We start from the raw sequence: 13,759 nt of genomic DNA, 5'->3' as shown, positions 1-13,759 counted from the left end.
TTCTTACGAGGGGCCGGTTTTTACTTTCCGGACGCCGGGCGGTTTTCATCCGCGCCATTCGTCCGGCGTTATTCATCCGACGCTTAGTGTCCGGCGCCATCCGTCCGACATTATCCGTCCGACATTATCCGCCCGGCATTCCCTTCAAGCCTCATTTCTTTAGCGTCGCAAACGAAAGAATATGCCAAGTAACGCCCACGGCGACGGCGAGCAGCGCGGCCTGCGCCCACCACCATCCGGAGAGCGGCGCAAAAACGCAGTAGAGCATCGTTCCCCACATCAGCGTGAGCGAAACGATCTTGGCGCGAAGCGGTATGGCGCGATTTTCGCGGAAGTTGCGGACATACCCGCCCAGACAGGGGTGCGCCAACAGCCAATCGTAAAGCCGGGGCGAAGAGCGGCCCCACAATGCGGCGGAGAGCAGCAGAAACGGCGTAGTCGGGAGCAGCGGCACGAAAATACCGACGACACCCAGCACGAACGACAGACACCCCAAGGCGGCGAGGAAAAATTTCATGGAGCAAAAATAGCATAAATTCGGAACCCGGAAGAGCGGCGACCGTTATTTTTGCCTATCTTTGTATGACAGAACCTAAAAACAACACAAAAACAAAAATACGATGACTAAAATAGGTATCGCCAGCGATCACGCCGGCTACGAAATGAAAGAATTTCTGGTGGGCTACCTCTCGGCCATGGGTTACGACGTCCACGACTTCGGCCCCGGCTCCCCCGAAAGCGTCGATTATGCCGACTACGCACACCCGCTGGCCGAAGCGGTCGAGAAAGGCGAATTCGAATGCGGCATCGCCCTCTGCGGTTCGGGCGAAGGGATGACCATGACCCTCAACAAACATCAGGGCATCCGCGCCGGACTGGCGTGGGAACCGGAGATCGCATCGCTCATCCGCCGTCACAACAACGCCAACATTATCGTCTTCCCGGCCCGCTTCATCACCAACGACGAGGCCGTGGCGATGCTCGACGCCTACTTCGCGGCGCAGTTCGAAGGCGGACGCCACCAGCACCGCATCGAGAAGATGGCCGTACCCTGCGGCGGCGCGGCTGAAAAATAGCCGATCGGGAAACGCCTGCGGATCAGAAACGAATGCGGGCAGCACAGATGCGATGCGGACAAGTGCCATGCGCGCAACCATAGATGCAATCCGGACAGGCGCGCTGGACAGCGGATGCGATAGGGGCAAAGGCCACGCAGACAGAACAGATGCGATGCGCGGACAGCGAATGCAGCAGGTACGGATCGACGGATACAACGATCCGCAAACGCGGCAAACGTTCCGGCAAAAGCAGGGTGAAAACCGGACGCCGCCTGCGCGCACGGCCAGCCGGGCAACGCACCGGCAAGCGCCGGAATCACATCCGCCCAAGACCGGGCAACGCCTACAACGAAAAGATGAAGGGAGTCTGCGACCGCAGGCTCTCTGCTTTTTCGGGACGGTCGAACAGTCCGAAAACCGCAGAGCCGCTGCCCGACATCGAAGCGTAAAGGGCACCAGCATCGAGTAAGTTCCGCTTGGATGCGCGGATGGCGGGATGCGCGGCGAAGATATGCGGTTCGAAATCGTTGGTCACGACCTCCTGCCACTCCGCGACGGGACGCCGCAGGCGCTCGGCAAGCGGCACTGAGGGCACCCGGGGCCGCACGCCGGCATAGGCTTCGCGCGTAGAGACCCCCTCGTCCGGCTTTACGATCACGAGGGTCAGCCCCCCAAGGCTGAGCGGAAAGGGCGACATGATCTCGCCCCGTCCGGTGCAGAACTGCGGGGTGTTGCGCACGAAGAACGGCGTATCACTGCCCAGCTCGGCGGCGCGGGCGATCAGCTCCGCTTCGGACAGGTGCAGGTCGAAAAGCCGGTCGAGAGCCAGCAGGACCGCCGTGCCGTCGGACGAACCGCCGCCCAGCCCGGCGCCGAACGGCACCCGCTTGTCGAGCCGGATCGAGACGCCGTCCACGCCGTAACGGTCGTGCATCAGCCGGAAAGCCTTGATACAGATATTCTGTTCGGGTTCGCAGTCCACCGCCAGCCCTTCGGCACGGAAATCCACGCCCGCCCCGGCCATGCGCACGACCTCGACTTCGTCGTAAAGTCCGCGCACGGGCAACATCACCGTTTCGAGGTCGTGATAACCGTCCGCACGGCGGCGCAGGATATCCAGCCCCAGATTTATTTTGCAGTTTGCCCGTAAGATCATACGGCAAAGATATAAAATTTGTACTTTTGCAGTATGAAATTCCGCACCGAAATCGAAATTGCGCCCCTTGGAACGAAGATCGGCTACGAGAACCGCATACTGGCCCTCGGCTCCTGTTTCGCGGAACACATCGCCGGGCGGCTGGCACAGGCAAAATTCCGCGTCACGGCCAATCCTTCGGGCATTCTGTTCAACCCGCTCTCCATCGCCGCCGCGCTGCGCAGCTACGCAGGGGAGAGTCCCGTACGACATTCGGAACTGGGATTCGACGGTGAATTGTGGTTCCATTACGGGTTCCACGGCTCTTTTTCCGCCCCGGAAGCGGACCAAGCCCTCGCGGCGATGAACGCCGCCCGGAAGAGCGGAGCCGAAGCGCTGCGCGCGGCCGACCGGATCGTGCTGACCTTCGGCACGGCGTGGGTCTACGAACACGACGGCGCGGTGGTCGCCAACTGCCACCGCCGGCCCGCCGCGGAGTTCACGCGGCGCAGGCTGGGCGTGGACGAGATCGTCACCGCTTTCGCAGACCTCATGGCAGGTCCGCTCGGCGGCAGGGAGGTGATCCTTACGGTCAGCCCCGTGCGGCATCTCGGCGACTCACTGGCGGGCAACGCCGTGAGCAAAGCCGCGCTCCGTCTGGCCGCCGAAGAGCTGGCGGAGCGTTTTCCCGACGTTCACTATTTCCCCGCATACGAAATCCTCAACGACGACCTGCGCGACTACCGGTTCTACGCCGACGATCTGGTGCATCCGTCTCCGCAGGCCGTGGAATACGTCTGGGAGAAGTTCTCGGCGACGGTTCTCTCGGAGCAGGCCCGGCGTCTGCTGCCCGACGTCCGCCATATCGTCGTGGCCGCGGCGCACCGGCCCCGCAACCCGCAGAGCGCAACCTACCGCGAGTTCTGCCGCCGCAGGCTCGAAGAGATCGCGGCGCTGCCGCAGATCGATTTTCGGACCGAAGCGGAATATTTCCGCCGATGTATCGAAATAAATTCGTAAATTTGCGGTCTATCATTCGCACACCATGAAGCACAAAATCATTTTACTCGCCATAGCCGCCTTCGCGGCCCTCGAAGTCTCGGCCGCACGGCCCCGGCTGGTCGTCAATATCGTCGTCGGCTCGATGCGCGCCGAGGATCTCTCGCGTTACGCCGACAATTACGGCGAAGGAGGACTCCGGCGCCTGATCGACGGCGGCACGGTCTTCGCCGACAGCCGTTACGACTACCAGCAGACCACCACGCCCGTGTCGCTGGCCACGTTATCGACGGGCGCGATGCCCTCGACGCACGGGGTCATCGGCTCGCGGTGGCGCGACTACGTCGCCAACGAGGCCGTGGAGCTGATCGCCGGACGCAACGGCGCAGGCCCCTACAACCTGATCGCCCCGACGCTCTCCGAAGCGCTCCTGCAGCACGAACCCGGCAGCAAGGCCGTCACCGTGGCGGCCGAAGCCACGTCGGCGATCGTCTTGGGCGGACGCGGCGGCGAGGTCTTCTGGCTCGACTCGGCGCGCTGCGGCTGGACCACCTCGCCCTACTACGCCGCCGACGTTCCCGAATGGGTGGCGCGCAGCAACCGCGAACGCTACAACCTCTCGTACATCGCCCCCGAATGGCGGACGCTCTACGAAAAGGGCCGCTACGTCAACTCCCGCAACTGGGACGTAATCCTCACGGGCAAGAACAAAAAGGAGAAGGACGAGACGGGCAGCGGCCGCCTGAAGCTCACCACCGATTTCGACCGGATGCTCTACACCCCGGCGGGCAACACCGCCGTATTCGGCTTCGCCAAGCAGGCCATCGCCCAGTTCAAGCTCGGCACCGACGGCACGCCCGACCTGCTGAACATCTGTCTCGATTCGTCGCGCCGCATCAGCGAAGCCTACGGTCCCGAATCGGTCGAGGCGGAGGACATGTATTACCGGCTCGACCGCGATCTGGCCGACTTTTTGACGTTCGTATTCGCGCAGGTCAAGAACGGCGAAGTGCTCGTCGTATTCACGTCGGACCACGGAACCAGCCCCTCGTACGACGCGGGCCGCGAAGAGGCCGACCGGTTCAACGCCCGGCAGTTCGAGGTGATCGTAAACGGGTTCCTGAACGTCCGCTACGGCATGGGCAACTGGGTGCTGGAGTACGAAGACAAATGCCTCTACCTGAACCACAACCTCATCTACGAGCGGGGACTCAATCTGGCCGACGTGCAGAACGAGGTGGCGATCTTCGCCATGCAGTTCCGCGGCGTCTCGCACGCCCTCTCGGCCACGGCCATGCGCACGAGCTACTTCGGCAGCGGCTACGCCCGCAAGATGCAGAACAGCTTCTATCCCCGGCGTTCGGGCGACGTGATCATGAACCTGATGCCCGGCTGGATCGAGGAGAACGACCGCTGCGCATCGTCGTCGGGTTCGATGTACGGCTACGACACGCAGGTGCCGCTGGTATTTTACGGCTTCGGAGCCGGTCCCCTGCGCGTGAAGCGCCGCGTGGACATGACGGCCGTGGCGCCGACCGTGGCGCGGGTGCTGGAGATCACCGAACCTGCGGCGTCGGAGGGCGAAGTGCTCCCGGAAATCATCGATTTTTAAGGATTAAAAAATATACGGACATGGATAAGATACAGGAGGAGATCATCGAGGAGTTCTCGGTATTCGACGACTGGCTCGACAAATACGACTACCTCATCGGCCTGAGCGATTCGCTGCCGGCCATCCCCGCCGAGCACCGCACCGAACAGTACCTGATCGAGGGGTGTCAGTCGCGCGTATGGGTGGACGCCCGCATGGAGCAGGGCCGGGTCTATTACGCCGCAGACAGCGACGCCATAATCACCAAGGGCATCATCGCCCTGCTGATCCGCGTGCTGAACGGACGCACGCCGCAGGAGATTCTCGACACGGAGCTCTATTTCATCGACGCCATCGGCCTGAGCGCAAACCTCTCGCCCACGCGGTCGAACGGCTTGTTGTCGATGGTCAAGCAGATGCGGCTCTATGCGCTGGCCTTCGCGAGCAAGGACGGTGCGAACGAAAAATAAAAAATCGGAAACCAACGTTTCTTTCGGCAGAAGAGGCGTCCGGCCCTGCGAATCGGCCGGAACCGGAAAGCCGGAAGGGAGAGTTTCCGGCGGTTTTTAGTTTTCAACGCTTAATTTCAATGTCACGATGACACCCAAAGAGATACTGAAGGTCGAGAAGGAGATCGTCCTTACGCTCAAGAACATATACGATCCCGAAATCCCGGTGAACATCTACGATCTGGGACTGATCTACGAGATCGACTACACGCCCGACGGCGTCGCCAACATCCGCATGACGCTCACCGCGCCCAACTGCCCGATGGCCGACATGCTCGTCGAAGACGTAAACCAGCAGGTAGCCAAGGTCAAAGGCGTGAAATCGGTGAACGTGATTCTCACGTTCGATCCCGTATGGGACAAAAGCATGATGTCGGAAGAGGCACTGCTGGAGCTCAATCTGTTTTAGCATGACGGCGGAGCGGGAACAGCGCGCGATGAACCGGCTTCGGGCCGGAGCCGGGGCTTACGCCTGCGGCGGATTCCTCGCGGGACAGTCAGCCTTGCAGCGCAGCGAGATATGCACGTCGCTGCTCTTCGACCGGCTCGAACGCAAAATGCGCATGGTGGAGGCGCTGCGGCACGAAGCGGCGGAGAACTGGAACCAGACCTTCTACCTGCTCTACTTCCGCACGCTGGGCGACCGTCAGAATCAGGAAGCCTACCTCACGCTGGCGCGGCGCGTATCCTACAAAACCGTTCTGCGCGAACGGCTGGCGCCGCATGCCGTCGAATCGCTGCTCTTCGGAGCGTCGGGACTGCTGGCGCTCTATCCGCACGACACCTACACGCTCAACCTCGCCCGCAATTTCGAATATCTGGCGGCCAAATACGACATCGAACCGATGCAGGCCGGAGCTTGGCAGCTGGGCGACATACGCCCGGCCAACCACCCCGTACTGCGGCTGGCGCAAGCTGCGGAATTCTTCGCTCAGGACGAGTTCGTCATGGAGCGCGCCATGGCCTGCCGCACGGAAGAGGAGATCCGGCGGCTCTTCTGCGTCGAGGCCTCGGATTACTGGCGGACGCACCATATTCCGGGAATCGCAGGCGACGACCGGCCCAAGCGTCTGGGGGCTTTCAAGGCCAACATCATCGGCATCAACCTCGTCTCGGTGCTGCAATTCGCCTACGGCAGCTACACCGGACGCGAAGCCCTGCGCGACAGCGCCCTGACGCTGCTCGAACGCCTGCCCGCGGAGGACAACCGTTACATGCGCGGCTGGCACGACGCGGGACTGACGCCCCGCAGCGCCTTCGAGTCGCAGGCCCTGTTGCAGCTGGCGACGGAATACTGCGCCGCCAAACGGTGCGCGGAGTGCCCCGTCGGACGGCGCATCCTGAACAATCTGAAAATCGGAAACAACTAACTCTACCGCCATGCAAAAACAGACACCACTGATCAGCGTCATCATGCCGCTCTACAATGCGGAGCGATTCGTCGGCGAAAGCATCGAGAACGTCCTCCGGCAAACGGTCGGCGACTTCGAACTGATCGTCATCGACGACGCTTCGACCGACGCTTCGGCCGAGATCGCACGCGCCTACGCCGCAAAGGACGACCGCATCGTACTGATGCACAACGAACTCAATTCGGGAGCCGCACGCACCCGCAATCGGGCGCTGGACGCCGCCCGCGGAAAATTCATCACCTTCATGGATGCGGACGACCTCTGCTCTCCGGAACGCTTCGCCAAACAGCTCGCCTTCTTCGAACAACACCCGCAAACCGACATCTGCGGCAGTTACTACACGATGTTCGGCACAAGGGGGGGGGTAATGGCGAACTGAAAATCCAAGTCCCGCTCACCCACGAGGAAATCCAGTACCAACTGTTTTTCGGGTGCCCGTTCGGCATGTCGTCCGTCATGCTGCGCAGCGAACCTTTCAAACGGACCGGCATACGCTTCCGGGAGTGTATGGCCGAAGACTATCAGTTATGGGTCGATCTTTCGGAACACCTCCGCATGGCCAACATTCCGGAGTACCTGACTTTCTACCGTCGATGGGAAGACCAAATCTCGACACGCCAGCTGGACCGCCAGACCCTCAGCGCCCAGCTTACCCAGCAGGAACAACTCGCGCGCAAACTGGGCGTCCGGCTCTCGGACGACGAAGCCCGCATCTTCACCCGTTTCTCCCTGCGGACCGGAGACGTGAAGAAAAGGGAACTCGCCTCGTACCGCCGCATTCTCACACGTCTCTACAAGGCCGGCATCCGGCATTCACACGATCCCAAGCTGCTCAAACGGCAGCTTATGCGCCGGTACAAAATGGCCTGCGGACTCTTCTATCCGTCGTGGAGGGTCTGGATTCACAAACGTCTGTTCCTCGTCCGACTTCTCGCGTCATGAAAAAAATCAGCATCATAATTCCGCTGTATAACCTCGAAGGGCTGATCGGCAAGTGTATCGCTTCGGCCCTCGATCAGGACCTGCCGCCCGAAGAGTACGAGGTGATCGTGGTGGACGACGGATCGACCGACGGTTCGTTGGCCGCAGCGCAGCGGGCGGCCTGCGGGCATGCGAACGTCCAAGTGCACGCCAAGCCCAACGAAGGCGTAAGCTTGGCACGGAATTACGGCACGGAGCGCGCCGCGGGCAGATATGTCATGTACGTGGATGCGGACGACTACCTTTCGCCCGGCGTACTCGGAGGGCTGACGCAGATCATGGACCGGGAGCGCCTCGACATGCTCTGTTTCGACATGGCGGGCGTCGACGAACACGGCGGCGACCTTCCGCTCTGGAGCGACGGGCTTTTCGCACGCGGCGGCGGGGAGGTGCAGAGCGGACGCGATTTCCTGCGTCGGGACTGTTTCCTGCCCATGGCCTGCGCCTACCTCTACGACCGGGCGATGCTCGAACGGCATGGACTCGCCATGCTCCCGATGCGGCACGAGGACGAAGAGTTCACTCCGCGCGCCATTTACTTCGCAAAACGGATCCGATATGTCCCGATCCGGGCGTACAACTACCTGCAGCACAACGGATCGTTCATGGGAAGCTACGATCCGCAGCACCGCTCGGACTTTGTCCGGGCGATGAAAAGCCTGACCGGCTTCGCGGCCCTTATCGAAGAAAGCGATCCGGAAGGCGCACGCCTGATGCGGCTGCACGTGGGCAAAACGATGTTTTTCGCCTGCAAACAGACGATACTCGGCAGGCAGGGAAACGCCCGCGAAATGCTGCGCGACGCCCGGCAGCAGGGAGTCCTGCCGCTCGCATTCCGCAGATACAACTTCCGCCATTTCCTGATAAACCGCGCGCCCGCGCTTTTCGTCCTCTACTACCGGCTTCACAAAAGACGGTGACCCGTCGGCCGAAATGCGGCTCCGAATCGCGGAAAAGCCGCTTCGGGTCCCTTTATAGGGACCTATTTTTTTGTGCATTCGGGAAAAATAAGTATCTTTGTAGGATTTACAACCACAACCCCGAAATATCAGAAAACGAATATGGATATAGCTGCCAGTTTAATCAAACTCATCTTCGGCTCCAAAGCCGACAAGGACCGCAAGCAGATCGAGCCTTATCTCGAAAAGATCAAAGCAGTCTACCCTGCCATAGAAGCCCTTTCCAACGACGAACTGCGCGCCCGGAGCGAAGCGCTGAAGAAGCAGATCGCCGATTTCATCGCAGCCGACGAAGCCCGCATCGTGGAGCTGAAGGCCAAGTTGGAATTGGCCGAGACGTCGCTCGAAGAGAAGGAGAAGGTCTCGAAGGAGATCGACGAGACGACCAAACGCATCGACGAAAAGATCGAGGAGAAACTCGACGAAATACTGCCCGAAGCGTTCGCCATCATGAAGGACACGGCGCGCCGCTTCGCCCAGAACGAGACGGTAGTGGTCACGGCCAACGATTTCGACCGCGATCTGGCCGCCGCCAAGGATTTCGTAACCATCGAGGGCGACAAGGCCGTATACGCCAATCACTGGATGGCCGGCGGCAATGACGTGAAGTGGGACATGATCCACTACGACGTACAGCTGTTCGGCGGCGTGGTGCTCCACAAAGGCAAGATCGCCGAGATGGCGACGGGCGAAGGAAAGACCCTCGTGGCGACGCTCCCCGTATTCCTCAACGCCCTCGCAAAAAAGGGCGTGCACCTCGTGACGGTCAATAACTATCTGGCCAAGCGCGACTCGGAGTGGATGGGGCCGATGTACCAGTTCCACGGGCTGTCGGTGGCCTGCATCGACGACACGCAGCCCAACTCCGACGCCCGGCGCAAGGCATACATGGCCGACATCACCTTCGGCACGAACAACGAATACGGCTTCGACTACCTGCGCGACAACATGGCTTCGTCGCCCGCCGACCTCGTACAGCGCAAGCACCACTTCGCCATCGTCGACGAGGTGGACTCCGTATTGATCGACGACGCACGTACGCCGCTTATCATTTCGGGTCCCGTACCCAAAGGCGACGACCAGATGTTCGAGCAGTACCGCCCGGCCATCGACCACCTCTACAACCTGCAGAAGAACCTCGTGACGGGGCTGCTGGCGGAAGCCCGCCAGCTCATCGCCGAGGGCAAGAACGACGAGGGCGGCGTGAAACTCTACCGTGCGCACAAAGGTCTGCCCAAATACAAGCCGCTGATCAAATACCTCTCGGAAACAGGCGTCAAGGCGCTGATGCAGAAGACCGAAAACACTTACATGCAGGACAACAACCGCCGCATGCCCGAAATCACCGACGACCTGTTCTTCGTCATCGACGAGAAACTCAACTCGGTGGAACTGACGGACAAAGGCCATGAAGTGCTGTCGAAATACTTCAACGAGGACGGATTTTTCGTGATGCCCGACATCGGTGCGGAAGTGGCCGAGCTGGAAAAGAGCGATCTCTCGGCCGAGGAACGCGCCCGCAAACGCGACGAGGTGATCAACGACTACTCGATCAAGTCGGAGCGCGTGCACACGGTGCATCAGCTGCTCAAGGCATACGCCATGTTCGAGAAGGACGTCGAATACGTGGTGATGGACAACAAGGTGAAAATCGTCGACGAGCAGACGGGCCGTATTCTCGACGGACGCCGCTATTCGGACGGACTGCATCAGGCGATCGAAGCCAAGGAGCACGTCAAGGTCGAAGCCGCGACGCAGACATTCGCGACGATCACCCTTCAGAACTACTTCCGCATGTACCACAAGCTGGCCGGTATGACCGGTACGGCCGAAACCGAGGCTTCGGAGTTCTGGAGCATCTACAAACTCGACGTCGTGGTGATTCCGACCAACCGTCCCGTGGTCCGCGACGACCGTCAGGACCTGATCTACAAGACCAAGCGCGAGAAATACAACGCTGTGATCGAAGAGATCGTAAAGCTGGTCGAAGCGGGCCGTCCGGTGCTGGTGGGTACCACGTCGGTCGAGATCTCGGAGTTGCTGAGCCGCATGCTCAAGCTCCGCAACATCAAGCATAACGTCCTGAATGCCAAGCAGCACCAGCTGGAGGCCCAAGTCGTGGCCGAGGCCGGACGTTCGGGACAGGTGACCATTGCGACCAACATGGCCGGCCGCGGTACCGACATCAAGCTCACGCCCGAAGTCAAGCAGGCCGGAGGTCTGGCGATCATCGGCACCGAACGCCACGAAAGCCGTCGTGTGGACCGCCAGCTGCGCGGACGCGCCGGACGTCAGGGCGACCCCGGATCGTCGCAGTTCTTCGTATCGCTCGAAGACGACCTGATGCGTCTGTTCGGTTCGGGCCGCATCGCCTCGATGATGGACCGCATGGGACTCAAGGAGGGCGAGGTGATTCAGGCCGGCATGATGACGCGCGCCATCGAGCGTGCGCAGAAGAAGGTCGAGGAGAACAACTTCGGCATCCGTAAGCGTCTGCTGGAATACGACGATGTGATGAACTCGCAGCGCGAGGTGATCTACACCCGCCGCCGTCACGCACTCTACGGCGAGCGCATCGAGATCGACCTCAACAACATCATGTACGACTACGCCGACAATTTCGTGGAGACCAACCGCGGCATCGAGTTCGAGGATTTCCGCTTCGAGCTGATCCGCGAAGTGGCCGTAGAACCGTCGTTCGGCGAAGAGACCTACGGCTCGGCGAAGCCCGCCGAACTGGTGGAACTGATCGTCAAAGACCTCAAGGAGACCTATGCACGCCGTGCCAAGGCCGTGGCCGACACGGTACGCCCCGTCATGGAGCGCATCTACGAGGACAAGAAGGATCAGCTGGATTCGAACATCTACTTCCCGATTACGGACGGCCATCTGGGCTACAACGTCCCGGTGAACCTGCTGAAATGCAAGAACACGGACGGCGCGGAGATCTACAAGATATTCTCGAAAGTGGTGATGTTCACCACCATCGACGACGCATGGCGCGAGCACCTGCGCGAAATGGACGACCTGCGCCAGAGCGTGCAGAACGCCACCTACGAGCAGAAAGACCCGCTGCTGATCTACAAGTTCGAATCGTTCGGACTCTTCTCGAAGATGATCGTCAAGGTCAACCGCGACGTGCTGTCGATCCTCAACAAGGCCTACATTCCGGTGCGGGACCAGAACGCCGAAGCCGTACAGCGCCAGCGTCAGGAGCGCGCCAAGGTGGACGTGAACAAACTGCAGGCTTCGCGCATGCAGGCGGCGGCACAGGCCGGGCAGCAGGACAAACAGAAACCGATGCCGATGCACGTCGAGAAGAAAGTGGGCCGCAACGATCCCTGCCCCTGCGGAAGCGGCAAGAAATACAAACAGTGCCACGGCAAAGGAATGTAAACCGGAAATGGGCTACAACGAAGAAAAACAACGTCAGCTGGATATCCGCTACCTGCGCATGGCGCGCATCTGGGCGGAGAATTCGTACTGCGTGCGCCGCAAGGTCGGAGCGCTGATCGTCAAGGACAAGATGATCATATCCGACGGTTACAACGGCACGCCTTCGGGGTTCGAGAACATCTGCGAGGATGAAAACGGCCACACCAAGCCCTATGTCCTCCACGCCGAAGCCAACGCCATCACCAAGGTCGCCAAAAGCGCCAACAACTGCGACGGCTCGACGCTCTACATCACCGCCGCCCCCTGCATCGAATGTTCGAAGCTGATCATTCAGGCTGGTATCAAACGGGTGGTGTACTGCGAGGAATACCGCTCGGAAGAGGGGCTGAATCTGCTGCGCAAAGTAGGCATCGAATGCGTCCAGCACGCAATGGAAGATTGCTGACCGGAACGGCGATGCACCGTGAAGGGGCTTGCGATATGATTTCGTCTCCGGCTCTTTCCGACCGACGGCAGCTTGTGCAGACCAAAAAACAATCCGGATAAGGAGCCGCGTGCGGCTCCTTATTTCACAGACGCACAAAGCGTCCCCGGCAAAAGGCGGATTTGCATTTCCCGGAAAGAATCATTACTTTTAAGGTATAAACCACTAAAACCGCATCGGTATGAAACGCATCGTCATCGTCGGAGCGACATCGGGCATCGGACTCGAAGTCGCAAAACTCTGTATTCAGGCGGGTTGGCAGATCGGGGCCGCAGGCCGGCGCGAGGAGGCGCTCGAAAAGCTCCGCACCCAAGCTCCGGACCTGATCGTGACCGAATCGCTGGATATCACGCGCGACGATGCGCCCGAACATCTGTCACGCCTGATCGACAAGCTGGGCGGAATGGACATTTACCTGCACTGTTCGGGCATCGGGAAACGCAACACCGAGCTGCATCCCGACATCGAGATCGACACCCTGCGCACCAACGGCGAAGGATTCGTGCGCATGGTGACGGCGGCTTTCGGCTATTTCCGCGCTCACGGAGGCGGGCATTTGGCCGTCATCAGTTCGATCGCAGGCACCAAAGGACTCGGCAGCGCACCGGCCTACTCGGCGACCAAACGCATGCAGAACACCTACATCGACGCACTGGCGCAGTTGGCGCATATGGAGAAGCTGAATATCCGCTTTACGGACATCCGCCCCGGATTCGTCGCCACGCCCTTGCTGGCCGGCGACGGGCATTATCCGATGCTGATGCAGGTCGGGAAGGTCGCCGCACGGATTATGAAGGTCCTGAAGCGGCAGCGCCGCCGCGTGGTGATCGACCGCCGCTATGCGGTCATGGTATTCTTCTGGAAGATGATTCCGGAATGGCTTTGGGAACGGCTCAACATCCGCAAGAACGACTGACGCCCCCCGTAATGAAGGGTTCGCGGCTACACCCCTGCGGACCGACGACAGAGCGTATCCGATACTGATGCGGCTCGAAAAGGGCGCCGCCAGAAACTCTCAACAAGACTCCGAAACATAAAAACAAAACGGAACGGAGGTGCGGCTGAACGGCAACAGCAAGAAAAGCCCCCATCTCCCGAATTATCGGTGTATCCGGTCCGTAAATCCGGTTCTTCACCGAGGTCGGATTCCACACAAACAGATTCCACACAAAAGTCGGCCTCCGTCCCAAACGGGTCCGGCAGTCAAGACGATGCAGATAAAACGAACCTCCCGG

14 protein-coding genes are annotated in these 13,759 nt (G+C 60.4%); 12 read left to right on the top strand and 2 right to left on the bottom strand.

Going from position 1 to position 13,759, the window contains the following annotated elements:
- Positions 1–151 precede the first annotated feature (151 nt).
- Positions 152–517, bottom strand: a complete 366-nt coding sequence (locus HMPREF9720_RS10860; RefSeq protein ID WP_009598355.1) for a YbaN family protein — start codon at positions 515–517, stop codon at positions 152–154.
- A 103-nt stretch (positions 518–620) separates the two neighbouring features.
- Between HMPREF9720_RS10860 and HMPREF9720_RS10855 the strand changes: the two genes are divergently transcribed.
- Positions 621–1,076 carry an RpiB/LacA/LacB family sugar-phosphate isomerase gene (locus HMPREF9720_RS10855; RefSeq protein WP_009598346.1) on the top strand — a complete coding sequence of 152 codons (456 nt, stop codon included), beginning with the start codon at positions 621–623 and terminating at the stop codon, positions 1,074–1,076.
- A gap of 325 nt (positions 1,077–1,401) precedes the next feature.
- On the opposite strand, the gene ispE is transcribed toward HMPREF9720_RS10855, so the two are convergent.
- Positions 1,402–2,214, bottom strand: coding sequence for a 4-(cytidine 5'-diphospho)-2-C-methyl-D-erythritol kinase (gene ispE / locus HMPREF9720_RS10850; RefSeq protein WP_009598374.1), 813 nt, complete (start codon positions 2,212–2,214; stop codon positions 1,402–1,404).
- Between the two features lie 33 nt (positions 2,215–2,247).
- Between ispE and HMPREF9720_RS10845 the strand changes: the two genes are divergently transcribed.
- The 11 genes from HMPREF9720_RS10845 (at position 2,248) to HMPREF9720_RS10795 (ending at position 13,440) form a co-directional block, all read left to right on the top strand.
- Positions 2,248–3,213: a GSCFA domain-containing protein gene (locus HMPREF9720_RS10845; protein WP_009598341.1), complete on the top strand. Its 966-nt coding sequence runs from the start codon at positions 2,248–2,250 to the stop codon at positions 3,211–3,213.
- A gap of 25 nt (positions 3,214–3,238) precedes the next feature.
- Positions 3,239–4,804 carry an alkaline phosphatase family protein gene (locus HMPREF9720_RS10840; RefSeq protein ID WP_009598362.1) on the top strand — a complete coding sequence of 522 codons (1,566 nt, stop codon included), beginning with the start codon at positions 3,239–3,241 and terminating at the stop codon, positions 4,802–4,804.
- A gap of 20 nt (positions 4,805–4,824) precedes the next feature.
- Positions 4,825–5,253: a SufE family protein gene (locus HMPREF9720_RS10835; protein ID WP_009598371.1), complete on the top strand. Its 429-nt coding sequence runs from the start codon at positions 4,825–4,827 to the stop codon at positions 5,251–5,253.
- A 127-nt stretch (positions 5,254–5,380) separates the two neighbouring features.
- Complete coding sequence (locus tag HMPREF9720_RS10830; RefSeq protein WP_009598369.1) at positions 5,381–5,701, top strand: metal-sulfur cluster assembly factor; 321 nt, start codon at positions 5,381–5,383, stop codon at positions 5,699–5,701.
- Position 5,702: 1 nt separating this feature from the next.
- Positions 5,703–6,662, top strand: coding sequence for a DUF2851 family protein (locus HMPREF9720_RS10825; RefSeq protein WP_009598364.1), 960 nt, complete (start codon positions 5,703–5,705; stop codon positions 6,660–6,662).
- A 10-nt stretch (positions 6,663–6,672) separates the two neighbouring features.
- Positions 6,673–7,083, top strand: a complete 411-nt coding sequence (locus tag HMPREF9720_RS15915) for a glycosyltransferase family 2 protein (RefSeq protein WP_009598356.1) — start codon at positions 6,673–6,675, stop codon at positions 7,081–7,083.
- Positions 7,084–7,211: 128 nt separating this feature from the next.
- Positions 7,212–7,646, top strand: a complete 435-nt coding sequence (locus tag HMPREF9720_RS15910) for a hypothetical protein (protein WP_254654386.1) — start codon at positions 7,212–7,214, stop codon at positions 7,644–7,646.
- Complete coding sequence (locus HMPREF9720_RS10810; RefSeq protein ID WP_009598347.1) at positions 7,643–8,605, top strand: glycosyltransferase; 963 nt, start codon at positions 7,643–7,645, stop codon at positions 8,603–8,605. The genes HMPREF9720_RS15910 and HMPREF9720_RS10810 overlap by 4 nt, the downstream gene beginning before the upstream one ends.
- Positions 8,606–8,746: 141 nt before the next feature.
- Positions 8,747–12,040, top strand: a complete 3,294-nt coding sequence (gene secA, locus HMPREF9720_RS10805) for a preprotein translocase subunit SecA (protein ID WP_039940513.1) — start codon at positions 8,747–8,749, stop codon at positions 12,038–12,040.
- A gap of 7 nt (positions 12,041–12,047) precedes the next feature.
- The gene (locus HMPREF9720_RS10800) at positions 12,048–12,485 is read left to right on the top strand and encodes a deoxycytidylate deaminase (RefSeq protein WP_009598343.1); all 438 of its coding nucleotides are present in this window, start codon (positions 12,048–12,050) and stop codon (positions 12,483–12,485) included.
- 220 nt (positions 12,486–12,705) lie between these two features.
- Positions 12,706–13,440: an SDR family NAD(P)-dependent oxidoreductase gene (locus tag HMPREF9720_RS10795; RefSeq protein ID WP_009598360.1), complete on the top strand. Its 735-nt coding sequence runs from the start codon at positions 12,706–12,708 to the stop codon at positions 13,438–13,440.
- The last annotated feature ends 319 nt before the right edge of the window (positions 13,441–13,759 follow it).

The organism is Alistipes sp. HGB5 (assembly GCF_000183485.2).
Taxonomy (GTDB): Bacteria; Bacteroidota; Bacteroidia; order Bacteroidales; family Rikenellaceae; genus Alistipes; species Alistipes finegoldii.
The sequence above is the reverse complement of the archived record's forward strand: the minus strand, read 5'-3'. Positions and strand labels throughout refer to the sequence as shown.